Below are 22,837 nucleotides of genomic sequence, written 5' to 3' on the forward strand. Positions count from 1 at the left end.
CGGGGAACTGCGTGCTCGACCCCCACCGGCGCACAGCCGAAGAACAGCCCCCTCACCCCTCCCCCAACAACCGAACCAACTCGATCCGCGACCGAATCCCCAACCGCGCGAACACTCCCCGCAGATGATGATCAATGGTCCGCGGACTGAGCAACAACCGCGCCGCGATCTCCCGATTGGTCGCCCCGTCGGCCGCCATGCGCGCGACCATCAACTGCTGCGCGGTGAGGCGGGCGACGAGATCGTCGGCGCCCCGCACCGGCGAGACGGGCTCCCCCAGGACACGGAGTTCGATCCGCGCCGCCGCCGCACACTGCGGCGAACCGAAGTGCTCGAACGCCTCGAGGGCGCTGTGCAGCCGGTCACGGGCCTCCGTCCGGTGCCGCAGTCGCCGTAGCGCACCGCCGAACAGCAGCTCCGTGCGGGCGCGTTCGAAGTCACGGGTGCCCGAGGCGTGCAGGTCGAGGGCGGTGCGGTAGTGCTCGACGGCCTCCGCGCCGGAGGCGAGCAGGGCCCGGCAGCGGGCGCTGAGGGCCAGGTCGTCGGGGCTGCGCACGGTACGCGCCCAGTGGTCGTAGTCGGCGTGGGCGGCCCGGGCGACCCGTGTGTCGCCGGTGCGGACGGCGGCCTCGACGTAGTGCGGGGTGGCGATGTGACGGATGGCGCGGTGCCCGTGCCCGGGGCCGAATGCGGCGAGGGCGCGCAGCCGGGCCGCCGAGGCGGCGAAGCGGCCGGTGCTCAGGTCGAGGAAGGCGAGCGCGAACAGGGCCAGCGCGGCGGGCAGGCCGAGCCCGCGGGCGAGTGCGTAGGAGCGGGCGGCCTCGGCGCGCTCCCGGCAGACGTCCTCGTCGCCGGTGACCGCGGCGAACATCGCGAGGGCCGCCTGCAGATGACAGGCCCCGTTGTCCTGGCCGGTGGTGTACGCCTGGCGGAGGGCCTCCAGGGTGGCGGCCTCGGCGGCCCTCGGTCGACCGGTCCAGAAGTCGGCGTACGCCCGGAACTCCATGGCCTGGGGAACGGTGACCCCGTCTCCCCCGGCCCGGGCGGAGGCGGCGGCCCGGACGGTGGCGGTGGCGGCCGCGGTGTGGTCGCCGAGCATGAGCGCGGCGATCCCGGAGTGGATCAGCAGGGTGGGATCGCCCCCGGGACCGCAGCGCCCGGCCGCCGCCTTCAGCAGGTCCCGCGCGTCGTCGTACCGGCCCTCGAACGCGGCGGCCAGCCCGCCCAGCGTGCCGGGCGGCACGATCCCGAGCCGGTCGGCGACGGCCGCCGCCTCTCGGCACCGGCGCAGGTCTCCGGTGTAGATCGCGGCTTCGGTGGCGCGGGCGAGGAGGTGGACGGCGGCGTGCTGGGGGTGGTCCGTACGGGCCGGCCCCGGGCCGTCCTCGGCGTAGCGCACCGCGGCCGTCAGCAGCGCGTCGAACGCGTCCGTCGCGTTGCCCGCGCGCAGCGCGAGCAGACCGCCCAGGGCGTCGTCGTCGGTGGCGGCGACGAGCCGGCGGGCACGGTCGGCGTCGCCGGACCGCCAGGCGTCGGCGGCCGCGCGGGCGAGCAGCCGGGCCCGCTCGCTCGGCTCGGGGGACAGCGCGGCGGCGCGTTCGACGAGGGCGCAGGCCAGGGCGTGGTCGCCCGCGGTGCGCGCGGTGTGGGCGGCCGCCCTGAGTTCGGCGGCGAGGCGTCGGCTGGGACCGAGTGCGGCGGCGCCCCGGTGCCAGGACCGCCGGGGTGACTCGCCCTCGCCGCGCAGGACCCGGGCGAGCAGGAGGTGGACGGCGCGCCGGTCCGTCACGGAGGCGGTCTCGTAGGCCGCTATCCGGGTCCACGGATCGCGGAAGACGATCCCGCCCGCCGTGGCGTGGGCGACTCCGGCCACCTCGGCGGTGACGAGGGGCCGGGTGTCGAGCCGGGTCGCGGTGACGGCCCGCAGGAAGGCGTGGGTGTCGACCGGGTACTGGTCGGCCGCCGCGAGGAGCAGGAGGCGTCGGGTGGTGTCGGGCAGGGCGCGGACCTCCTGCCGGTACGCGCGCAGGAGTACGGGAGGCTGTGCAGGCAGCGGGTCGACGCCGGTCAGTTGACGTTCGGTCAGCGCGGAGGCGAGTTCCGCGGCGGCGCGGCGGTCGCCGTGCGCGGTGCGCAGGATCCGTACCCGTACGCCTTCGGGAAGCGAGGGGCCGAGCTCGGGTTGTGCGGGGCCGCGTACGGGGTTCGCCGAAGTCACCACCCGAATGACGTTACTGGTGAGTTAACTGGCAAGTAAAGACCGGCGATTTCACCGATGCGGCGCGCGTAGACCCCGGCTGACACTCCAGGCACCCCACCCTTGTCTGGAGGCACCATGCAACGCCGCTCGCGTCGCATCGCCACGTCCTTCTCCGCCGTGGTCGCGGCGCTCCTCGTGTCACTCTCCCTGTCCGCCGTGCCCGCCCGGGCCGCGACCCACAACCCCGTCATCTTCGTGCACGGTCTCAGCAGTTCGGCGAGCAGTTGGGACGACTGGATCGCCGACTTCAAGGCCGACGGCTACAGCGGCTCCGAGCTGTTCGCGTGGTCGTACGACTGGGGCCAGTCGAACGTGACCACGGCCCAGCAGCTCTCCACCGAGGTCAAGACCGTCCTCGCGCAGACCGGCGCGTCGAAGGTGGACCTGGTCGTCCACTCGATGGGTGCGCTGAGTGCCCGCTACTACCTCAAGAACCTCGGCGGGACCTCGTACGTCGACGACTTCGTGTCCACCGCCGGGGTGAACCACGGAACCACGGTCGCGAGCTGGTGCACGTGGCTCTACACCTCGTGCGCCGAGATGTACACCGGCAGTTCGTTCCTGACCTCGCTGAACTCCGGTGACGAGACGCCGGGCAGCGTCTCGTACGCCAGCTACTGGTCGAACTGCGACGAGCTGATCAACCCGGACACCAGCGCGATCCTGAGCGGCGCCACCGATGTGGAGGTCGGCTGCATCTCGCACACCGACATGAACAACGACTACGGCGTCTACAAGCAGGTGCGCGACTTCGTCGCCTGACGCGTGGGCCGACCCGCGTAAGACGTAGGTCGAGCGTCGTAAGGCGTGTGGTCGAGCGTCGTAGAGCGTGTGGCGGACGTCCTGGGGGGACAATCCCGGTAAGACCCCGTCCTCCCGGGAGGTCCGTCATGCCCTTCAGGTCAGCCGGCTCCGCCAAGCTGTCGCACGACGCCGTGCACCATCCGCTGTTCGCCCGCTACTACGCCCGTATCAGCGTGATGGCCGAGACCCGGATGGGCATGGGCGGGGTACGCGACCGGCTGCTCACCGGACTTTCGGGGCGGGTCATCGAGATCGGCGCGGGCAACGGGCTGAACTTCGCGCACTACCCGAGCGCCGTCTCCGAGGTGGTGGCGATCGAACCCGAGCGGCTGCTGCGGCAGTTGGCCGTGGAGGCCGCGCTGCGCTCCGAGGTGCCCGTGGACGTGGTGCCGGGCGCGGCGGAGGCGCTGCCGGTCAAGAGCGAGGCGTTCGACGGGGCGGTGATCTCGCTGGTGCTGTGCAGCGTGCGCGATGTGCCGCGGGCCCTGGGCGAGTTGCGGCGCGTGCTGCGTCCCGGTGGCACCGTGCGGTTCTTCGAACACGGCAAGGGCGGCGGGCGCGTGATGGCGTCCGCCCAGCGCGGGCTGGACCGGACGGTGTGGCCGCGGCTGAACGGCGGCTGCCATCTGGCCCGCGACCCGATCGCCGCGCTCCGCGAGGCCGGATTCGAACTGGGCCCGTACCGGCGGCTGTTGATGCCCGAGAAGGGACCGCGGCTGCCCACGTCGTACTGCGTGCTGGGCAGCGCGAGGCGCCCGCCGGTCAGGGAGTAGTCACAGACTCCACTGCCGCAGCTCCTGTGCGATCTCGTGCACGGTCGCGTCGCCGCCCTTCACCAGGCGGGCGAGTTCGCGCACCTGCTCGGGCGAGGTGACGACCTTGAGGCCGCTGGCGACGAGATAGGCGTACGCGACGGCCGAGGCGAACATCGCGTTGGACCGTTCGAGCGCAGGGACGTGCAGCAGCAGCTGGAGCAGCGCGGCGGCGCGGGCGTGCGGGCTGTCGTAGACGGGAATGCCGAATATCTCCGCCTCGTGCCGACTGACGGCGGCGACGAGGGCTCCCCAGTCGGTGACCTGGGGATCTCCGGGCGTCTTCTGTTCGGCGATCATGAGGAGCCAGGCGAGGTCGACTCTGAGACTGCTCAAGGGATCAACGACGACCTTCGCGCGAGCCGTCCCGGAACGCGTCCCGTGAGCCCTCCCGGTCCGCGCCGAACTCCTCGGCGAAGACGTTCGCGTACTGCTTCATGAAGTCGGAGGCGGCATCGACGAAGGTGTGACCGACCTCCCCGGTGTCCTGTCTGACCAGTTCTTCGATGTAGCGGTTCACGCTCATGCCGCGCTCCAGGGCCCGCTCCCGGGCCGCCCTGGCCGTGCCCTCGTCCACCCGCACGTTCAGCTGAGTCTTCGCCATACCTCGAAGCTAGCGCCGAAGTGCTAGCACCGGCAAGGGGGCGACTCGCCGGAGCCGGTACTTCGGGGGGATACCGGCTGTGGGCGGGGTCACACTACGCTCGGCCGGGACCAGGGAGTCAGGACGTCCATCACGGAGGAGGCGGCCTTGTCCACACCTGCTGCGGAGCACGCCGTCGGACGACGGGACGCCGACGGGGTCGCCGCCCGCGCCCGCGGCCTGACGAAGGCGTACGGATCCGGCGAGACCACCGTCCTCGCCCTCGACTCGGTCGACGTGGACATCGCGCGCGGCCGCTTCACCGCGGTCATGGGCCCCTCGGGTTCCGGGAAGTCGACGCTGATGCACTGCCTCGCGGGACTCGACACCGTCTCGGCCGGACAGGTGTGGCTCGGCGACACCGAGATCACGGGGCTCAAGGACCGTGAGCTGACCCGACTGCGCCGGGACCGGATCGGGTTCATGTTCCAGTCCTTCAATCTGATCCCCACGCTGGACGCGGCCGAGAACATCACGCTGCCGATGGACATCGCGGGTCAAAAGCCGGACCAGAAGTGGCTGGACCAGGTCATCGACACGCTCGGGCTGCGGGACCGGCTGAAGCACCGGCCCGCGCAGCTGTCCGGCGGACAACAGCAGCGCGTCGCCTGTGCGCGGGCGCTCGCCTCCCGCCCCGAGCTGATCTTCGCGGACGAGCCGACCGGCAACCTCGACTCCCGTGCGGGGCTCGAGGTCCTCGGCTTCCTGCGCGAGGCGGTCGACGACCTCGGCCAGAGCGTCGTCATGGTCACGCACGATCCGGGCGCGGCGGCCCACTCCGATGTGGTGCTGTTCCTCGGGGACGGGCGGATCGTGGACGAGATGGAGCGGCCGACGGCGGAGGCGGTGCTGGAGCGCATGCGGCACTTCTCCGGGGGCCGCCCGGCCGCCGAGGGCGCCTCCGACGGCGTGGAAGTGGTCCTGGCCGCCGACTCCGACGACGTACCTCTCGACGCGTCTGTGGACACATCTCTCGACACTCTCGACACCTTCGACAAGGACTGAGGCGGCGGCCGTGCTCAAGGCGACTCTGCGGAGCTTCCTCGCCCACAAGGGACGACTGCTGCTCTCGGCGCTGGCCGTCGTGCTGTCCGTGGCGTTCGTGGCGGGCAGCCTGATCTTCTCGGACACGGTCACCCGCACGTTCGACCGGCTCTTCGCATCCACCGCGGCCGATGTGACCGTGTCGCCGAAGAACGACCTCAAGTCGCGGGTGGCGACCGGCGCCACGCCGACGCTGCCCGCCTCGCTCGCGGACCGGCTCGCGAAGGTCGACGGCGTGGCGGCCACCCATGTGGACGTGAGCGTCGAGAACCTCACCATCGTCGACCGCGACAACAAGTCGATCGGACCCACCTCGGGCGCGCCGACCATCGCCACCAACTGGCAGGTCACCAAGCGCAGTCCGGTGAAGCTGACCTCCGGCCACGCCCCGCACGGCGCCGACGAGGCGCTGCTCGACGCGGACACCGCCCAGCGCAAGCACGTGGCGATCGGCGACACCCTGACGGTGCAGGCGGAGCGCACCTTCCCGGTGAGGATCGTCGGCATCGCCACCTTCACCACCACCAACCCCGGTGCCGCACTGCTGTTCCTCGACACGCCCACCGCGCAGACGAACCTGCTCGGCAGCCCGGACGCCGCCACGAGCATCGCGGTGGACGCGGCGCCCGGGATCGCCGACGCTCCGCTCAAACAGCGGATCGCGGCACAGGTGGGCACCACGACATACGACGTGAAGACCGCCGACGAGCAGGCCAAGGACGCCACCGCGCAGCTCGGCGGATTCCTGGACGTCATCAAGTACGTGATGCTCGGCTTCGCCGGCATCGCCGTACTGGTCGGCGTCTTCCTGATCGTCAACACCTTCTCGATGCTCATCGCCCAACGCACCCGTGAGCTGGGCCTGTTGCGCGCGCTCGGCGCCGACCGGCGGCAGGTGCGGCGGTCCGTGCTCACCGAGGCGCTGCTGCTCGGTCTGGTCGGCTCGACGCTCGGACTCGCCGCGGGGATCGGTCTCGCCCTCGGGCTGATCCGGCTCATGAGCGCGTTCGGGATGAACCTCAAGTCCACCGAGATGGTGATCGGGTGGCCGACCCCCGTCACGTCGTACGTCGTCGGGGTCGGCGTCACCTTCGTGGCGGCGTATCTCCCCGCCCGGCGCGCGGCCGGTGTCTCCCCGATGGCGGCCCTCTCGGACGCCGAGGTCGCCGGGGTGGGACGGCCGCTGCGGACGCGCGCCCTGGTGGGCTCCGTCGTGGGCGTGGCCGGAGCCGCCGCGCTGACCGGCTGCGCCACGGCGTCGAAGACCGCGACGTCCGCCTCCCTGCTGGGCCTCGGTGTCGTACTCACCCTCATCGCGACGGTGATCGCCGGACCGCTCCTTGTGCGGCCGGTGATCCGGGTCCTGGGCGGTGCCTTCCCCGCCCTGTTCGGCCCGGTCGGCCGGATGAGCCAGCGCAACGCGCTGCGCAATCCGCGGCGCACCGGTGCCACGGCGGCCGCGCTGATGGTCGGCCTCGCGCTGGTCGGCGGGATGTCCGTGGCGAGCGCGTCCATGAGCAAGTCCTTCGACCACCAGATCGACAAGACACTGGGCTCCGACTTCGTGATCCAGAACAGCAACTTCGTGCCGTTCACCAGGGAGATCACGGACAAGGTGCGCGCCACCGAGGGTGCCGGGCTCGTCGTCCGCCAGCGGTTCACGCCGGTCGCGGTGCGACTGCCGGACGGCAAGCGGGTGGAGACGACCGCGGCGGGCTACGATCCGCGGCTCGACGACGTCGCCCACGTCACGTACACGCAGGGGAACACGGCGGCGGCGCTCGGTGCCGGGCACCTGTCGATGGACGCGAAGTTCGCGCGGGAGCACGACGTGCGCGTCGGCAGTGTGATCCCCGTCGAGTTCCCCGCCGGGCGGAAGACCGAGCTGACCGTGGGGGCGCTCACGGACCAGGGCGGCTCCGGGGGTTTCGGGATGCAGGGCGGGCTGGCCTTCGGCTTCGGCACGGTCGAGAAGTACGTGCCCGGCGGGCAGGACTCGGCCCTGTACGTGAACGCGGCTCCCGGCACGAGCCCCGACCGGCTGCGCGCGCACCTGGAGCAGACGCTCAAGCCGTATCCGCAGGTGCAGGTCCGTGACCAGGCCGACTACAAGAAACTCGTGCACGACCAGATCGCCGTGCTGCTCTACCTCGTGTACGCGCTGCTCGGACTCGCGATCGTGATCGCGGTGCTCGGCGTGGTCAACACCCTCGCCCTGTCGGTGGTCGAACGCACCCGCGAGATCGGGCTGCTGCGCGCCATCGGGCTCGCCCGGCGCCAACTGCGCCGGATGATCAGGCTGGAGTCGGTGGTGATCGCCGTGTTCGGCGCCGTCCTCGGCCTCGCGCTCGGGCTGGTCTGGGGCGTCTGTGTGCAGCGGGTCCTCGCGCTCCAGGGCATGAAGTCGCTCGCCATCCCCTGGACCACCATCGTCGCCGTGGTCGTGGGTTCGGCGGTCGTGGGCATCGTGGCGGCGCTGCTGCCGGCGCTGCGTGCCTCGCGCATGAACGTTCTGGCGGCCATCGCGCACGAATGACGTACGCGTCCTGTTGATGGACGCGTCCTGCCCACCGACGTACGTGTCCTGCTCACCGACGTACGCGTCCTGCCCACCGATGTACGTGCCCTGCCCACCGACGTACGTGGTCCTGCCCACCGACGTACGTGCCCTGTTCACCGATGCACTCGCGTCCGGCCCACCCCGTTCGCCCCTTGCACACAAGTGGCTTGTGATTGAGGAGAGTTCATGCCGCAGTCCTTGGGCTCCTCCCGCCCGTTCCGGTTCGGCGTCAATCTGCTCGCCCCCGCGCCCCTCGACGAGTGGCGCGCCAAGTGCCGACGCGCCGAGGAACTCGGTTACGACGTGATCCTGGTCCCCGACCACCTGGGCATGCCCGCGCCCTTCCCCTCGCTGGTGGCCGCGGCGGAGGCCACCGAGCGGCCCCGCCTCGGCACCTTCGTGCTCAACGCGGGCTTCTGGAATCCCACGCTGCTGGCCCGCGAGGTCGCCACCACGGACACGCTCACGGGCGGTCGCCTCGAACTCGGGCTCGGCACCGGCTACATCCGGGCGGAGCACGACACGGCGGGCCTCCCCTGGGGCTCACCGCGCGAGCGGGTCGACCATCTCCAGCGCACCGTCGAGGAGTTGGAGCGCCTCCTCGGTTCGGACGAGCACCAGCCGGGAGCGGCGCAGCGACTCCGCGTGCCGCTGCTGATCGGCGCCAACGGCGACCGGATGCTGCGGCTCACCGCCGAGCACGCGGACATCGCGGCGTTCACCGGGGCACGCACCAGCCCGGCCGGCACGCTGGAGCCGATCACGGCCGCCGCGCTGGACGAACGCGTCGCCCTGTACCGGGAGGCGGCCGAGGGGCGCAAGGAGCCCGCCGAGCTCAATCTGCTGATCCAGGTCCTCGCCGTCACCGAGGACCGCGGCGCCGCGATCCGTCCCTGGCTGCCCCGTATCCCGAACCTGACCGAGGACGAGGTCCTGGAGCTGCCGATCGTGCTGGTGGGAACACTGGAGCAGATCGTCGCGCAGGTGCGGGCGCAGCGGGAGCGGTACGGGTTCTCGTATCTGACGGTCCTGGAGCCGAACATGGAGGCGTTCGCCCCCGTCGTCGAGGCGCTGCGGGACGAGTGACCGTCCGGATCGTGGAATTCGGTGCCACCCCACGGAACGCGTGATGGGATCGGCGCCATGACCGACTTGCGGATACGGGCCGCGACGCCCGAGGATCTCGCCACCGTGCTGGCCTTCTGGAAGGTGGCGGCCGAGGGCACGAGCATCAGTGACGACCGGGACGGCGTGGAGCTCCTGGTCGCCCACGATCCGGAGGCACTGATCCTGGCCGAGGACGACGGCGAGCTGGTGGGCACGGTGATCGCGGGCTTCGACGGCTGGCGCTGCCATCTGTACCGGCTCGCGGTGCATCCCGGGCGGCGCCGCCGCGGGATCGGCTCCGCGCTGCTCGCCGCCGCCGAGGAGCGGTTCGTACGGCTCGGGGGGCGGCGCTCGGACGCGATGGTGCTGCGGCGGAACGAGACCGGGCAGCATGCGTGGCGGGCCGCCGGGTACGAGCTCCAGGAGCAGTGGCGCCGCTGGGCGAAGCCGCTCACCGACTAGCGTCCAGCACCCAAGAGGGCATTTTGCCGATCCTTTACCATGGGAGGATCATCCGGTCCTTCCATGAAAGGTGTGAGCGTCCGCCGATGGGCGAGACTCCCTGTACCCGACATCGCGCGATCCCCCCGCCCCTGGCCGATCATGGGACGGAGGTGACCCGATGACCGAAGTGCTCCTCCTCCTGGTGGCGGTGCTGCTCTCGCTGGCCTGTGGCGCCTTCGTCGCGGCGGAGTTCTCACTGACCACGGTCGAGCGCAGCGAGCTGGAGCGGGCCGTCGAGCGCGGCGAGCGCGGCGCGTCGGGCGCCCTCAAGGCCGCACGGAACCTGACGTTCCAGCTGTCCGGCGCCCAGCTCGGCATCACCGTCACCAACCTGGTCGTCGGCATGCTCTCCGAGTCGTCGATCGCCAAGCTGATCGCGGGTCCGCTGGAGTCGCTCGGCGTCTCGCCCTCCGCGTCCCGTTCGGTGGCGCTGGTCATCGGTACGGCCCTGTCGACGGTCTTCCTGATGGTCGTCGGCGAGCTGGTCCCCAAGAACTGGGCGATCTCCTCTCCGCTCGCCGTGGCCAAGCGGGTGGCGACGCCGCAGCGCTGGTTCAGCGCCGCGTTCCGCCCGTTCATCACGCATCTCAACAACACGGCCAACCGTGTCGTACGGGTCTTCGGCCTCGAACCGGCCGAGGAGCTGGCCTCCGCGCGCGGGCCCCAGGAACTGGTCGCCCTGGCCCGGCACTCCGCCAAGGAGGGCGCCCTGGAGGCGGACACCGCCGAGCTGTTCGTGCGCACCCTGAACCTCGCCGACCTGACCGCGGAGAACGTGATGACCCCGCGCGTCCAGGTCATCGCGCTGGACGTCCAGGCGACCTGCGAGGACGTGGCGAACGCGACCCGGGCGACGGGCCTGTCCCGCTTCCCCGTCTACCACGGCAACCTCGACTCGGTCGTGGGCGTGGCACACATCAAGGACGTGGTGGCGGTACCCGCCGCGTCGCGGCCCCGCACCCCCGTCTCCCAGATCATGCGCGCACCCCTGTTCGTACCGGAGTCACTCACGGTCGACCGGCTGCTCGACCGGCTGTCCGGCGGACGCACCATGGCCGCCGTCATCGACGAGTACGGCGGCACGGCGGGCGTCGCCACCCTGGAGGACATCGTCGAGGAGGTCGTCGGCGAGGTCCGCGACGAGCACGACCCGCACGAGACGCCCGACCTGGCCCCGGCCGGCACGGACGAGGAGGGGCGGGCGCTGTACTCGGCCGACGGGTCCGCCCGCACCGACCAGCTGGCCCGCGTCGGACTGCGGGTGCCCGAGGGGCCCTACGAGACCCTGGCCGGCTTCCTCGCGACCGGGCTCGGGCGCATCCCCGCCGTCGGGGACGCCGTCGAGGTCGCCGGGTGGCGGCTCGACGTGGTGGACGCCTCCGGGCGGCGGGCCGCGCGGGTGCTGCTGCACGCGCCGCGCGACGGGGAGCAGCGGTACGACGAGGAGAGGGGGCCGCGATGACCGCCGTACAACTGCTGATCGGGCTGGCGACGCTGGTCGTGAACGCCTTCTTCGTGGGCGGCGAGTTCGCGCTGATCTCGGTGCGCCGCAGCCAGATCGAGCCGCACGCCGAGGAGGGCGACCGGCGGGCACGCAGCGTCCTGTGGGGCCTGGAGCACGTGTCCGCGCTGCTGGCGGCCGCACAGCTGGGCATCACCCTGTGCACGCTGGTCCTCGGCATCGTGGCCGAGCCCGCGATCGCGCACCTGCTGGAACCGGCGTTCCACGCGGTGGGCGTCTCGCAGAGCGCGGGCCACGCGATCTCGTTCGTGATCGCGCTCGCCCTGGCGACCTATCTGCACATGCTGCTCGGCGAAATGGTGCCGAAGAACATCGCGCTCGCGGAGCCGGTGCGCACCGCGCTGCTGCTCGGACCGCCGCTGGTGGCGCTGTCCCGGGCGCTGCGCCCGGTGATCTTCACGGTCAACGCCTTCGCGAACGGCCTGCTGAAGCTGCTGCGGGTCGAGACGAAGGACGAGGTCGTCGCCACCTTCTCCGACGACGAGCTGGCCAGGCTGGTCAAGGACTCAGGCGAGGCGGGGCTCATCGACGACCGCGCTCTGGAGCGGTTGCACGACGCGCTGGAGCTCGGCCGCCGGCCCGTACGGGACGTGGTGCTGCCACTGGAAGGTGTCGTCTACGCGCGCGTGGGCGTCACTCCGGACGAGCTGGAGCGGCTGTCCGCCGAGTCCGGCTTCTCGCGCTTCCCGGTCGTGGACGTGGGGCGCCGCATCGTGGGCTATCTGCACGTCAAGGACGCGCTGGACGCGATGCCGCGCGAGGTGCCGTTCCGGGTGGAGGACATGCGGCCCATCGCGCGGGTGCGGGAGAGCACCCCGCTGGACGACGTGCTCACGGCGATGCGCCGCAGTCGTACGCATCTCGCGGCCGTCATGGGCAGCGACGGACGGATGACGGGGCTGGTGACGATGGAGGACGTGCTGAGGGAGCTGTTCGGACAGACGGTGTGAGGGCGGCCGGGGCGGGCCCGCGGGAGGCCCGACCGACCGGCGAGTATGCGGGCGGGTTAGCATCTTGTCCGCCATGCAGACGAATGCCACCTACACCAGTCTTGTCGCGGTCGGCGACTCCTTCACCGAGGGCATGTCGGACCGACTGCCCGACGGCTCCTACCGCGGCTGGGCCGATCTCCTCGCCGGCCGGATGGCCACGCGGACGCCCGGCTTCAAATACGCCAACCTCGCGGTGCGCGGCAAGCTGATCGGACAGATCGTCGAGGAACAGGTGGACGTGGCGGTCGCGATGCGACCCGACGTGATCACCCTCGTCGGCGGACTCAACGACACACTGCGCCCCAAGGTCGACATGGGACGCGTCCGGGCTCTCCTGGAGGAGGCCGTGGAGCGGCTCGCCCCCGCCTGCGAGCGGCTCGTCCTGATGCGCAGCCCGGGCCGCAACGGTCCGGTGCTCGAACGGTTCCGGCCGCGTATGGAGGAGCTCTTCTCCGTCGTCGACCAGCTCGCGGATCGGCACGGCGCGCTGGTGGTCGACCTCTATGGGGCGCCCTCACTCGCCGACCCCCGGATGTGGGACGTGGACCGACTGCATCTGACGGCCGAGGGGCACCGCCGGGTCGCGGAGGCCGTCTGGCAGACGCTCGGGTACGAACCCGAGGACAAGGAGTGGCGTACGCCGATGCCGCCCACGGCGCCGCCCGGTTGGGTCGCCCGCCGCGCCGCCGACGCCAGCTTCGCCAGGCAGCACCTGCTGCCGTGGATAGGACGACGCCTGACGGGACGCTCATCGGGGGACGGCCGGACAGGCGCCCACTTCAGCGCTGAGCTGGGCAAAGCCTTCTGGGCCAGCCCTGCGGACCACACAAACCCCGGCCCTGTGGCGGACTGGCGACGGGTGGAGCCCTGACCCAGAGCCCAACCCGGCTGCCAGTCCCCGACCCTCCTCAGACGAGTGCGTTCTTGTAGAACAGGTTCGAGCGGCGGTCTCCGGCGGCGCCCGAGGCGAAGCCGAGGAACAGCCGGACCTCACCGGCGACCGTCTGATAGATGGCGAGGCCCTCCGGCTCACGGAAGTCGAGAGTCTCGCCCGCCTTGGTGAGGACCGGGCCCTGCACGATCGTGCCGGTATTCATGTCGACGCAGGTGATCTCCGAGTTCACCACACCGCCACTGGCGTCGTACGACGTCCCCGTGAGCAGGTACAGGTACTTGCCGTAGGCCGTGTAGCCCTGGAACGTCGGCGACAGCGTCGGCAGGCTCGGCTGCTTGAAGTCGGCGAGCGGCGAGGAGAAGTCGCCGTTCGTGGCGTCTGCGAGGTCGTAGACCGCGATGTGCTTGCCGTCGCTGAGGTTGTACCGGACGATCAGGCGGTTGTTGACCGGGTCGATCGAGCAGGTGTGCTCGGTCGCGGTGGCCACGGGCGTGTACTTCGTCAGCGCCGACGACGTGTTGGACAGCGCCGTCCCGCTGGTGAACTTGAAGCGGGCGAGACGTGCGCCGTAGCCGTTCGCGTTGGCGTCGACCTCCGTCCACAGGTACGTCGACGAGCCCACGCCCTGCGCGCCGAAGGCGACACAGTGCCCGAAGCCCGTCAGGTGCATGTAGCCGACGTAGTTGCCCGCGAAGTCGAGCTGCGTGATGCACAGGTCGCCGGCGGTGTCCGAGGAGCCGTCGCGCCGCTGCGCCACGAACAGCCGCCGGTTGACGTTGTCGAAGGCGAACCCCTGCTGGACGGTCACGTCGTGAAGGGACTGCCCGCGGAAGAGGTCGTACGAGGGCTGTGTCAGGTCGAAACGCGGGGACGTCGGTATGGCGGCGCTCGCGGCGCCCGCGCCGTATCCGACGCCCAGCGCGGCGAGGCCGAGGCCGGTACCCGCGCGCAGCAGCCCGCGTCGGCTGAAACTCGTGGGCGACGTGTGTGTCATCTTCTGTCCTCCTGTGGCGGCAGCGAAGAGTTGATCATGAACGCATGAGCTTATGCGAAGACGCACGGGAGGGCTTGCCCCGGGTGCCGGGGGTCGGGGGTCGGGGGCGAAGCCGTCCCAACTGCCGACGAGGTGGGGGTCGGTGTGCTCGTCGCGCCTGCCGGGGCCGTACAGGCAGACGAGCAGGCCATGGGCGCGCGAGCCGCGCCGGATCTTGGGGACCGTCAGAGGCGCCTCTCGACCAGGGTGTCAGCCGCGTCGCCGGGAGTCGGCCTCGTGGTGTGCACCGGCCCCTCCTCTGGTGACGGACGCCCGGCCAAACGGCCGCAGCTGCTGCCGTACGAGCGGTCCGTGGGGTAGACACCGGTGGGTAGACGGACGGCCGAAGGGAATCCCATGCCCACCACCGTGATCAACCTCAAGGGTCATATCCACGAGTTCGGCCCCCGGCTCGAACACGCCCCCGCGGACCTCGTCTACATCGGCCGCCGCTGGACCATGGGCCACTGGGACCTCCCGCAGCACCCGCTCTACAACCCCTTCGCCTACGACACCCCCACCAAGAAGCGCGACGGCACCCGTGCCGAGATCATGGAGAAGTACCGGGCGTATCTCCTCGAACGCCCCGACCTCCTCGACCAGGTGCCCGCCCTGCGTGGCAAGACGCTGGCCTGCTGGTGCGCACCCGAGCTGTGCCACGGCGACATCCTGGCGGAGCTGGCCGACGCCTCGTAGCGCGGCCGAATCCCGCAACCGGCCTCCGGCCGAGCGGGGCATCACCCCCACGGGTGTCCCCGGTGGCGTGGGCGCACCGGTGCCTGCTTGCTGGACCGAGAGGGGAACGGGGTCTCGGGAGGAGAGCGAGCGCCGATGGAGCCGAGGGAAGAACGGCTGCGGACGCCGCGCGCCGCCGGGCTGGCGGGGACCGTGTTCGCCCTCCTGCTGGCGGCGGCGATCGTGCTGGTGCGGATCGCGATCCCGGCGGGGGACGCCGAAACGGCGACGGTCGCGCCGGACCAACGGTGGCAAGTGCGTACGGCTTTGGAGATCCTCCCGTTCGCGGGGATCTTCTTCCTGTGGTTCATGGGCGCCCTGCGCGCACGGGTCGGCGATGCCGAGGACAGATTCATCGCCACCGTCTTCATGGGCAGCGGACTGGTCTACGTGGCCACCATGTTCGCGGCCGGCGCCGCGGCGGGCAGTGTACTGAGCCAACCCTCCGGCTTCGGCCGCCACTTCGCCTACACGCTGATGACGACGTACGCGCTCCGCATGGCCGCCGTGTTCGTCTTCACGACCTCGACGATCGGTCACCGTCTGCGCGTCCTCCCCCGTTCGCTCGCCGTGTTCGGCTATCTCGCGGGGCTTGTCCTGCTCGTCGCGGGATCTTCTCTGCCCTGGTCGGAGCTGGTCTTCCCGTTCTGGGCACTGGTCGTCAGCCTTCACATCCTCCGTGCCGGTCCGCACGCCCCGGCGAGCGGCTGAGCACCCTCTCGCGCATGCTGAGGGGCAGGGGGACGAGAACGGGCCACGGAAAGGCTGATCCTCGGTGAGGCTTGTCGTCGATCTCAACCGCTGCCAGGGATACGCGCAGTGCGCGTTCCTGGCTCCCGATGTCTTCGTCATGCACGAGGACGAGTCCCTTCTCTACAGCCCCGAGGTCGAGGAGGATCGGCGCGAGGACGTGGCGCGAGCCGTCGCCGCGTGTCCCGTCCAGGCCATCGTGGTGGACGCGAACTTCCCCGACGGGAACCCCGGAACCGACCGGGAGGCCGGCCGGTGAGCGTCGACGGATCGCTGGACCGGCTCAAGCGTGAAGGTCGCATCGTCGTCGTCGGCGCCTCGCTCGCGGGGCTTCGGGCCGCGGAGACCTTGCGGGAGAAGGGGTTCGCCGGTTCCCTCACACTGATCGGGGACGAGCCCTACGAGCCGTACGACCGACCGCCGTTGTCCAAGCAGGTTCTGCTGGGCAGGGCGACGGCGGACCGCACCGGCCTCCCCCGGCACCGCGCCATCGACGCGCAGTGGCGCCTCGGGGTTCCGGCCACCGGCCTGGACATGGCGGCCCGGCGGGTACGGCTGGCCGACGGCGACGAGGTGGAGTACGACCGGCTGCTCATCGCGACCGGTGTACGAGCCAGGCCCTGGCCCCAGGAGGACGAGGCGGAGCTCGACGGGGTGTTCGTGCTGCGGACCCGCGACGACGCCGAAGCGCTGGAGCGCTCGCTCGCGCGGGGCCCCCGCCGCGTGCTCGTCATCGGCGCCGGGTTCACCGGCTCCGAGATCGCCTCCGCCTGCCGGGAACGCGGGATCGCGGTGACCGTGGCCGAGCGGGCGGACGCGCCGCTGGTCGGAGCGCTCGGCGGAGTCGTCGGCCAGGTAGCCGCCGAGCTGCACCGCAAACACGGCGTCGACCTGCGTTGCGGCGTCATGGTGACCGGCCTGGAGGGCGACTCCGCGGGACGCGTCCGCGCCGCGCATTTCTCCGACGGGAACACCGTCGAGGCCGACGTGGTGGTCGTCTCCCTCGGTGCCCAGCGCAACACCGAATGGCTCGCCGGGTCCGGACTCGGCGCGGGTCCCCGCGGGATCGCCTGTGACGCCGGGTGCCGGGCCTTCGACATCCGGGGCATCGTCACCGACGACATCTATGTGGCCGGCGATGTCGCACGGTCCCCGCACCCGCTGTTCGGATACCAGTTCCTGTCCCTGGAGCACTGGGGCAACGCCGTCGCCCAGGCCGAGACCGCCGCGCACAACATGCTGAGCGACAGTGCGGACCGCCGCCCCCACATCTGGGTGCCCGCCTTCTGGTCCTCCCAGTTCGGCGTGAACATCAAGTCCGTCGGGGTGCCGTCGATGGGTACCGAGATCCTCATCGCCCAGGGCTCCCGCAGCGAGCACAGGTTCACCGGCGTCTACGGGTACCAGGACCGCGTCATCGGCGCCGTCACCTTCGACCAGACGAAGTGGCTGCAGTTCTACCAACAGCTCATCGAGACCACGGCGCCGTTCCCGCCGGCCTCCCCCACCGTGGACCGCCGCCCCGAGGGGCAGCGGCCGATGCCCGCGGACTTCCCCGACCCGTCCGTGCCCACCCACGGCCCGACCGTCACCCTCAGCGGATACGCGCCGGACGACCGACGGCTGTCGTTCACCCCCGCTCGGCACTGATCCGACGTTCCCTAGGACGCACCCATGACCGAAGCCATCCTGCGGCAGATCATCGACTACGCCCACCGCGCCGATCCGTATCCGCTGTACGCGGAGCTGCGCCGGACGCCGGTGTACCACGACGCGGACGGACCGTTCGTCCTCAGCAGGTACTACGACATCCAGAGCCTGCTCCACGATCCGCGCATCAGCTCCGACGCCCGCAATCTGAAGACGCCGGCGACCGCGAACCCGCTGGCCGCCGAAGCGGACGAGGAGACGGCCCTTCCGCCGAGCTTCCTGCGGCTCGACCCGCCGGAGCACGACCGGCTGCGGCGCATGACGAACCGGCCGTTCGGGCCGCCGCACTCCCCGCGGCGTGTCCACGAGATGCGCGGCGAGCTGAAGGACATCGTCTCCGGGCTCATCGACGGCATCGACAACCCGGACCGGATCGATCTGGTCGACCAGTTCTCCTATCCCTTCCCCGTGACCGTGATCTGCCGGCTGCTGGGGGTGCCGCGCGAGGACGAGGCGCGCTTCCACTCCTGGGCGGACACGATCGCCGCCAGCCTGGACCCCGTCCCGGGCGCCGACACCGACGAGCGCGCCAAGGTCTCCCACAACGCCCGCACCGAGCTGGGCATGTATCTGGCCGGGCTCATCGAGGAACGCCGCAAGAAGCCCGGGGACGACATGCTGTCCCAGCTGTCCACGGCGGGAGGGCCGGACGGTGTCATGACGACGATGGAGGTCCTGAGCACCGCGGCGCTCCTGCTGATCGCCGGCCACGAGACCACGGTCAACCTCATCACCAACGGCATGCTGACCCTGCTGCGCAACCCCGACGTGCTCGAGCGGCTGCGCAAGGACCCGAATTTCGCCGTCCCCGTCGTCGAGGAGCTGCTGCGGTTCGAGCCGCCGGTGCAGCTGGTGCCGCAGCGCACCACCCTCGCCGACATCGAGGTCCGCGGGATCACCATCCCCAAGGGCGCGTCACTGTGGCTGGTGCTGGCGGCGGGGAACCGCGACCCCGACCGCTTCGAGGATCCGGACCGGTTCGACCCGGACCGCGGGGACATCCAGCACCTCGGCTTCGGCAGCGGCATCCACAGCTGCTTCGGCGCCCCGCTCGCCCGCCTGGAGGCGCAGCTCGCGCTGAGCGAGCTGGCCCGCAGACTGGAGAACCCCCGGCTGCTGGAGGACCCGCCGCCCTACCGGCAGAACGCCGTCCTGCGCGGCCCACGCCATCTGCCGATCGGTTGCGACGGCATCCGACCCTAGGGCCGCCCGGCCAGGGCCACTACCGCTGACCTGGGCTCCGGAGCGTGCGCACGTTCCGGAGCCCGGCCGGACGGCGGGTAAACTCCGTCCACGTGACTGCCGCGCCTGCAAAGCCCCGTATCCCCAACGTCCTCGCCGGACGCTACGCCTCCGCCGAGCTCGCCACGCTCTGGTCCCCCGAGCAGAAGGTGAAGTTGGAGCGTCAGCTCTGGCTCGCCGTGCTGCGGGCGCAGAAGGACCTCGGGATCGAGGTCCCGGACGCCGCGATCGCCGACTACGAGCGCGTCCTCGACCAGGTCGACCTGGCCTCCATCGCCGAGCGCGAGAAGGTCACGCGGCACGACGTGAAGGCGCGGATCGAGGAGTTCAACGACCTCGCCGGGCATGAGCACGTACACAAGGGCATGACGTCCCGCGACCTCACCGAGAACGTCGAGCAGCTGCAGATCCGGCTCTCGCTGGAGCTGATGCGCGACCGCACGGTGGCCGTCCTCGCGCGGCTCGGCAAGCTGGCGGGCGAGTACGCCGAACTGGTCATGGCCGGCCGCTCGCACAACGTGGCCGCCCAGGCCACCACCCTCGGCAAGCGCTTCGCGACCGCGGCCGACGAGCTGCTCGTCGCGTACGGCCGTGTCGAGGAGCTGCTCGGCCGCTACCCGCTGCGCGGCATCAAGGGCCCGGTCGGCACCGCGCAGGACATGCTCGACCTGCTGGGCGGGGACGCGGCGAAGCTCGCCGAGCTGGAGCAGCGGATCGCCGGGCACCTCGGCTTCTCGCAGGCCTTCACCTCCGTCGGCCAGGTCTACCCGCGCTCGCTGGACTACGAGGTCGTGACCGCGTTGGTGCAGCTGGCGGCCGCGCCGTCCTCGACGGCCAAGACGATCCGGCTGATGGCCGGGCACGAGCTGGTGACCGAGGGCTTCAAGCCGGGCCAGGTCGGCTCCTCGGCGATGCCGCACAAGATGAACACGCGCTCCTGCGAGCGGGTCAACGGCCTCATGGTCATCCTGCGCGGCTACGCCTCGATGACCGGCGAGCTGGCGGGCGACCAGTGGAACGAGGGCGACGTGTCCTGCTCGGTGGTCCGCCGGGTCGCGCTGCCCGACGCGTTCTTCGCGCTGGACGGTCTGCTGGAGACCTTCCTCACCGTCCTCGACGAGTTCGGCGCCTTCCCGGCCGTCGTCGCGCGCGAGCTGGACCGCTACCTGCCCTTCCTCGCGACGACCAAGGTCCTGATGGGCGCGGTGCGCGCGGGCGTCGGCCGTGAGGTCGCGCACGAGGCGATCAAGGAGAACGCCGTCGCCTCCGCGCTCGCCATGCGCGAGCAGGGCGCCGAGCGCAACGAACTCCTCGACAAGCTCGCCGCCGACGAGCGCATTCCGCTCGACCGCGCGCAGCTGGACGAGCTGATGGCCGACAAGCTGTCGTTCACCGGTGCCGCTGCCGACCAGGTCGCCGCCGTCGTCGGCCGCATCGAGGAGATCGTGAAGCAGCACCCGGAGGCCGCGGGCTACACGCCGGGGGCGATCCTCTGACGCGGCTCACTCCCGCGGACCTCGAGGCCGCCCGCGACCGGCTGGTGCCGGATGTCGTCGGGGACGGCCTCAAGGTGCTTTTCTGCGGCATCAATCCGGGGTTGATGACCGCCGCCACGGGCCACCACTTCGCCCGTCCCGGCAACCGCTTCTGGCCCGTGCTGCATCTGTCGGGGTTCACGCCCCGGCTGATGAAGCCGTCGGAGCAGGGCGAGTTGCCGTCGTACGGGCTCGGCATCACGAACGTGGTGGCGCGCGCGACCGCCCGGGCCGACGAGCTGTCCGCGGAGGAGTACCGCGAGGGCGGGCGGCTGCTGAGCGCGAAGGTGGCGCGACTGCGGCCGGGGTGGCTGGCGGTGGTGGGGGTGACCGCCTACAGGGCGGCCTTCGAAGACCGGAAGGCCGTGATCGGCCCGCAGGAGCGGACGATCGGGGACACCCGGGTCTGGGTGCTGCCCAACCCGAGTGGGCTCAACGCGCACTGGACGGCGGCGACGATGGCCGAGGAGTTCGGACGGCTGCGGGTGGCTGCCGCCGGGGGGGTAGCGGATCAGGTCACGGCGGATCGATCTCGGTGACCAGGGCGAGCAGGCTGAACTCCGGGTCGACGCCCGGCAGGGAGATGCCGAGGGCGACCCAGCGGCCATCACCGTGCGCCTGCCAGACGTACACGTTCCGCACGTACGCACCGAGCGAGGCCCACGGTTCCGGTATGTGCTCGTCGCCCTGCTGGGCGCGCAGGAAGACGCCGTCCAGGCTCATGTGCCCCTGTTCCCCCCACCGGTCGGCGAGCCGCTGCGCGAGGCCCTCCCGCCACGCCTCGATCTGCTCCTCCCGCTCCCCGTCGTCGCCCTCCCCGGAGCCGGCGCTGCGCTCTAACTCGACGAGGTGGAAACCGGGTCCCCCGGGACTGCCGAACGACCCGCCGTGCTCCAGGGGGAAGTCCTCGGAGCACAGCCGGTCGATCGTGGCCAGATGCCGTGCGATGGTCATGAGGTCCAGTAAAGCCGCTGCCTCTGACAATTGGCGTGCCGTCAGGCGTCCCTGCGGCGTACGCTCCACGCGCCCGCCGCGAGGGCCGCCGCCGTCCAGGCCGCGGTCACCATGAGCCCGGTCCAGGGGCCGAGGGCGCCGTCCCACGTCTCGTGGAGCACCACTTGGCCCGCCCGGTCGGGCAGGAAGTCGGCCGCGCCGCCCGACACTCCGCCGATCACGAAGGAGACGATCAGGAGGAACGGCACCAGGATGCCCAACGTGGCGACCGCGCTGCGCAGCAGGGCCGTGAGCCCGGCGGCGAACAGCGCCATCAGCGCCAAGTAGAGGCCGCAGCCCAGGGCCCCGCGTACCCCTTCGCCCCACGTCAGCCCGCTCGCCCAGGTTCCGAGGACCGCCTTGCCCACGAGCAGGCTCACGAGCCCCGACATCAGGCCGACGGCCAGCGCGGGTACCCCGATCGCCACCGCCTTGGCCGCGAACCACCGTCCCCGCCGGGGCACCGCCGCCAGCGACACCCGCAGCGCGCCGCCCCGGAACTCGGCCGCGACGGCCTGCGCGCCGAACGTGATCGCCGCGATCTGCCCGAAGCTCACGCCGAAGAACACCGAGAACAGCGGGTCGAAGTCCTGGCCACCGGAGTCGTCGAGACCGGCGAGCGCGGAGAACGCCGCCGTCGCCAGGAGCACCGCGAGCAGTCCCGTGACGAGGGACCGCAGCGTACGGATTTTGATCCACTCCGCGTGGAGTACGGGTGCGAAGGTCATGAGCGGGCCTCCTGGGGCCGGGTGGGCGACGGTACGGCGGTGAACTCGGCCTCGGCGGCCGTCAGATCGAGGTACGCCTCCTCCAACGTGCCCTCTTCCGCCGCGAGTTCGAGGATCGGCAGGCCCGCGCCGGAGGCGAGGAGCCCGATGTCCTCCACGCGTGCGTGCGGGACGGTCCACGCTCCGTCCGCACCCTCGACGGCCTCGTGACCGTGGCGTGCGAGCAGCGCGCCGAGAGCGGCGCCGTCCGTGGTGCGCACCCGTACCCGGGGCCGCACGCGCGCGTGGATGAACTCCCGCAGGGGTGTGTCGGCGAGGAGCCGGCCCCGGCCGAGGACGACGAGGTGGTCGGCGAAGGACGCGGTCTCGTTCATGAGATGGCTGGAGACGAGCACCGTGCGGCCTTCACGGGCCAGTCGGCGCAGCACCTCGCGGATCCAGATGATCCCTTCGGGGTCGAGCCCGTTCGACGGTTCGTCGAGCAGCACCACGGGCGGGTCACCGAGGAGCGCGGCCGCGATCCCCAGGCGCTGTCGCATGCCCAGGGAGTACGTCTTCACCCTGCGCCGCGCCACGGACGCGAGCCCCGACTCCTCCAGCACGTTGTCCACCCGGCGTTCGGAGATGCGGTTGCTCGCGGCGAGTGCCCGCAGATGGTCGCGCGCGGTGCGCGAGCCGTGCGCGGCCCCCGCGTCGAGCAGTGCTCCGACCTGGCGCAGGGGTTCGTCGAACGAGACGTAGGGCCGGCCGCCGACGGTGGCGGTGCCGGACGTGGGCCGGTCAAGACCCAGGACGAGCCGCATGGTGGTGGACTTTCCGGCGCCGTTGGGTCCGAGGAAGCCGGTGACACGGCCGGGAAGCACCCTGAAGGTGAGGTCGTCCACGGCGCGCAGACTGCCGTACTCCTTGGTCAGGTCATGGACGTCGATGCTGGTCATGACCCCAGCCTGGCGGCCTTTGCGCGGTCG

23 protein-coding genes are annotated in these 22,837 nt (G+C 71.5%); 16 read left to right on the top strand and 7 right to left on the bottom strand.

What is annotated here, in order from left to right:
• Positions 1-52 precede the first annotated feature (52 nt).
• The gene (locus tag FNV62_RS11090; protein ID WP_225900231.1) at positions 53-2,221 is read right to left on the bottom strand and encodes a helix-turn-helix transcriptional regulator; all 2,169 of its coding nucleotides are present in this window, start codon (positions 2,219-2,221) and stop codon (positions 53-55) included.
• 114 nt (positions 2,222-2,335) lie between these two features.
• Here FNV62_RS11090 and FNV62_RS11095 point away from each other — a divergent pair, with 114 nt between their 5' ends.
• Positions 2,336-3,022 (top strand): esterase/lipase family protein, encoded by a 687-nt coding sequence (locus tag FNV62_RS11095; RefSeq protein WP_060900485.1) that lies wholly within the window; start codon positions 2,336-2,338, stop codon positions 3,020-3,022.
• 128 nt (positions 3,023-3,150) lie between these two features.
• Complete coding sequence (locus FNV62_RS11100; RefSeq protein ID WP_097283752.1) at positions 3,151-3,837, top strand: class I SAM-dependent methyltransferase; 687 nt, start codon at positions 3,151-3,153, stop codon at positions 3,835-3,837.
• Here FNV62_RS11100 and FNV62_RS11105 read toward each other — a convergent pair whose 3' ends face one another.
• Together FNV62_RS11105 and FNV62_RS11110 are read right to left on the bottom strand one after the other, a co-directional pair.
• On the bottom strand, positions 3,838-4,212 hold the full coding sequence (locus FNV62_RS11105) for a hypothetical protein (RefSeq protein ID WP_054228993.1): 375 nt from the start codon (positions 4,210-4,212) through the stop codon (positions 3,838-3,840).
• A gap of 4 nt (positions 4,213-4,216) precedes the next feature.
• Entirely contained in the window at positions 4,217-4,480 is a 264-nt protein-coding gene (locus FNV62_RS11110) for a hypothetical protein (protein ID WP_054228994.1), read from the bottom strand.
• 147 nt (positions 4,481-4,627) lie between these two features.
• Between FNV62_RS11110 and FNV62_RS11115 the strand changes: the two genes are divergently transcribed.
• The 7 genes from FNV62_RS11115 (at position 4,628) to FNV62_RS11145 (ending at position 13,119) form a co-directional block, all read left to right on the top strand.
• Complete coding sequence (locus tag FNV62_RS11115; RefSeq protein ID WP_225900232.1) at positions 4,628-5,524, top strand: ABC transporter ATP-binding protein; 897 nt, start codon at positions 4,628-4,630, stop codon at positions 5,522-5,524.
• 10 nt (positions 5,525-5,534) lie between these two features.
• Positions 5,535-8,099, top strand: a complete 2,565-nt coding sequence (locus tag FNV62_RS11120) for an FtsX family ABC transporter permease (RefSeq protein WP_143612787.1) — start codon at positions 5,535-5,537, stop codon at positions 8,097-8,099.
• A gap of 210 nt (positions 8,100-8,309) precedes the next feature.
• The gene (locus FNV62_RS11125; RefSeq protein WP_143612788.1) at positions 8,310-9,209 is read left to right on the top strand and encodes an LLM class F420-dependent oxidoreductase; all 900 of its coding nucleotides are present in this window, start codon (positions 8,310-8,312) and stop codon (positions 9,207-9,209) included.
• Between the two features lie 57 nt (positions 9,210-9,266).
• Positions 9,267-9,692: a GNAT family N-acetyltransferase gene (locus FNV62_RS11130; RefSeq protein WP_097283755.1), complete on the top strand. Its 426-nt coding sequence runs from the start codon at positions 9,267-9,269 to the stop codon at positions 9,690-9,692.
• 160 nt (positions 9,693-9,852) lie between these two features.
• Positions 9,853-11,196, top strand: coding sequence for a hemolysin family protein (locus tag FNV62_RS11135; RefSeq protein WP_097283756.1), 1,344 nt, complete (start codon positions 9,853-9,855; stop codon positions 11,194-11,196).
• Positions 11,193-12,206, top strand: coding sequence for a hemolysin family protein (locus tag FNV62_RS11140; protein WP_143612789.1), 1,014 nt, complete (start codon positions 11,193-11,195; stop codon positions 12,204-12,206). The genes FNV62_RS11135 and FNV62_RS11140 overlap by 4 nt, the downstream gene beginning before the upstream one ends.
• A gap of 73 nt (positions 12,207-12,279) precedes the next feature.
• On the top strand, positions 12,280-13,119 hold the full coding sequence (locus tag FNV62_RS11145) for an SGNH/GDSL hydrolase family protein (RefSeq protein ID WP_097283757.1): 840 nt from the start codon (positions 12,280-12,282) through the stop codon (positions 13,117-13,119).
• 37 nt (positions 13,120-13,156) lie between these two features.
• Here FNV62_RS11145 and FNV62_RS11150 read toward each other — a convergent pair whose 3' ends face one another.
• A complete protein-coding gene (locus tag FNV62_RS11150; RefSeq protein ID WP_144315154.1) occupies positions 13,157-14,137 on the bottom strand; it encodes a teichoic acid biosynthesis protein C in 981 nt (326 codons plus the stop codon).
• A gap of 396 nt (positions 14,138-14,533) precedes the next feature.
• Here FNV62_RS11150 and FNV62_RS11155 point away from each other — a divergent pair, with 396 nt between their 5' ends.
• From FNV62_RS11155 to mug, 7 genes are all read left to right on the top strand, one after another.
• Positions 14,534-14,872: a DUF4326 domain-containing protein gene (locus tag FNV62_RS11155; protein WP_054229004.1), complete on the top strand. Its 339-nt coding sequence runs from the start codon at positions 14,534-14,536 to the stop codon at positions 14,870-14,872.
• A gap of 135 nt (positions 14,873-15,007) precedes the next feature.
• Entirely contained in the window at positions 15,008-15,622 is a 615-nt protein-coding gene (locus FNV62_RS11160; RefSeq protein WP_143612790.1) for a hypothetical protein, read from the top strand.
• A gap of 64 nt (positions 15,623-15,686) precedes the next feature.
• Positions 15,687-15,920 carry a ferredoxin gene (locus tag FNV62_RS11165; RefSeq protein WP_143612791.1) on the top strand — a complete coding sequence of 78 codons (234 nt, stop codon included), beginning with the start codon at positions 15,687-15,689 and terminating at the stop codon, positions 15,918-15,920.
• Positions 15,917-17,311, top strand: coding sequence for an NAD(P)/FAD-dependent oxidoreductase (locus FNV62_RS11170; RefSeq protein WP_097283760.1), 1,395 nt, complete (start codon positions 15,917-15,919; stop codon positions 17,309-17,311). The genes FNV62_RS11165 and FNV62_RS11170 overlap by 4 nt, the downstream gene beginning before the upstream one ends.
• A 24-nt stretch (positions 17,312-17,335) precedes the next feature.
• Entirely contained in the window at positions 17,336-18,574 is a 1,239-nt protein-coding gene (locus tag FNV62_RS11175; RefSeq protein WP_143612792.1) for a cytochrome P450, read from the top strand.
• A gap of 92 nt (positions 18,575-18,666) precedes the next feature.
• Entirely contained in the window at positions 18,667-20,109 is a 1,443-nt protein-coding gene (purB, locus tag FNV62_RS11180; protein WP_054229009.1) for an adenylosuccinate lyase, read from the top strand.
• The gene (gene mug / locus FNV62_RS11185; protein ID WP_143612793.1) at positions 20,106-20,687 is read left to right on the top strand and encodes a G/U mismatch-specific DNA glycosylase; all 582 of its coding nucleotides are present in this window, start codon (positions 20,106-20,108) and stop codon (positions 20,685-20,687) included. The genes purB and mug overlap by 4 nt, the downstream gene beginning before the upstream one ends.
• On the opposite strand, the gene FNV62_RS11190 is transcribed toward mug, so the two are convergent.
• Genes FNV62_RS11190 through FNV62_RS11200 form a run of 3 tightly spaced genes read right to left on the bottom strand, consistent with a single transcriptional unit; the run spans position 20,665 to position 22,807 of the window.
• A complete protein-coding gene (locus FNV62_RS11190; RefSeq protein ID WP_143612794.1) occupies positions 20,665-21,102 on the bottom strand; it encodes a hypothetical protein in 438 nt (145 codons plus the stop codon). The two genes, mug and FNV62_RS11190, sit on opposite strands and share 23 nt — an antisense overlap.
• Before the next feature lie 41 nt (positions 21,103-21,143).
• On the bottom strand, positions 21,144-21,869 hold the full coding sequence (locus FNV62_RS11195; protein ID WP_143612795.1) for an ABC transporter permease subunit: 726 nt from the start codon (positions 21,867-21,869) through the stop codon (positions 21,144-21,146).
• Positions 21,866-22,807, bottom strand: a complete 942-nt coding sequence (locus tag FNV62_RS11200; protein WP_143612796.1) for an ABC transporter ATP-binding protein — start codon at positions 22,805-22,807, stop codon at positions 21,866-21,868. Before FNV62_RS11200 ends, FNV62_RS11195 begins: the two co-directional genes overlap by 4 nt.
• Positions 22,808-22,837 lie beyond the last annotated feature (30 nt).

It is taken from the genome of Streptomyces sp. RLB3-17 (assembly GCF_007113425.2).
Classification (GTDB): Bacteria; Actinomycetota; Actinomycetes; order Streptomycetales; family Streptomycetaceae; genus Streptomyces; species Streptomyces mirabilis_D.

Coding starts and splice junctions, on each gene's coding strand:
- FNV62_RS11095 (WP_060900485.1), top strand. CDS start 2,336: ATGCAACGCCGCTCGCGTCGCATCGCCACGTCCTTCTCCGCCGTGGTC.
- FNV62_RS11190 (WP_143612794.1), bottom strand. CDS start 21,102: ATGACCATCGCACGGCATCTGGCCACGATCGACCGGCTGTGCTCCGAG.
- FNV62_RS11110 (WP_054228994.1), bottom strand. CDS start 4,480: ATGGCGAAGACTCAGCTGAACGTGCGGGTGGACGAGGGCACGGCCAGG.
- FNV62_RS11135 (WP_097283756.1), top strand. CDS start 9,853: ATGACCGAAGTGCTCCTCCTCCTGGTGGCGGTGCTGCTCTCGCTGGCC.
- FNV62_RS11200 (WP_143612796.1), bottom strand. CDS start 22,807: ATGACCAGCATCGACGTCCATGACCTGACCAAGGAGTACGGCAGTCTG.
- FNV62_RS11100 (WP_097283752.1), top strand. CDS start 3,151: ATGCCCTTCAGGTCAGCCGGCTCCGCCAAGCTGTCGCACGACGCCGTG.
- FNV62_RS11160 (WP_143612790.1), top strand. CDS start 15,008: ATGGAGCCGAGGGAAGAACGGCTGCGGACGCCGCGCGCCGCCGGGCTG.
- FNV62_RS11125 (WP_143612788.1), top strand. CDS start 8,310: ATGCCGCAGTCCTTGGGCTCCTCCCGCCCGTTCCGGTTCGGCGTCAAT.
- FNV62_RS11195 (WP_143612795.1), bottom strand. CDS start 21,869: ATGACCTTCGCACCCGTACTCCACGCGGAGTGGATCAAAATCCGTACG.
- FNV62_RS11175 (WP_143612792.1), top strand. CDS start 17,336: ATGACCGAAGCCATCCTGCGGCAGATCATCGACTACGCCCACCGCGCC.
- FNV62_RS11145 (WP_097283757.1), top strand. CDS start 12,280: ATGCAGACGAATGCCACCTACACCAGTCTTGTCGCGGTCGGCGACTCC.
- FNV62_RS11140 (WP_143612789.1), top strand. CDS start 11,193: ATGACCGCCGTACAACTGCTGATCGGGCTGGCGACGCTGGTCGTGAAC.
- FNV62_RS11130 (WP_097283755.1), top strand. CDS start 9,267: ATGACCGACTTGCGGATACGGGCCGCGACGCCCGAGGATCTCGCCACC.
- FNV62_RS11155 (WP_054229004.1), top strand. CDS start 14,534: ATGCCCACCACCGTGATCAACCTCAAGGGTCATATCCACGAGTTCGGC.
- FNV62_RS11150 (WP_144315154.1), bottom strand. CDS start 14,137: ATGACACACACGTCGCCCACGAGTTTCAGCCGACGCGGGCTGCTGCGC.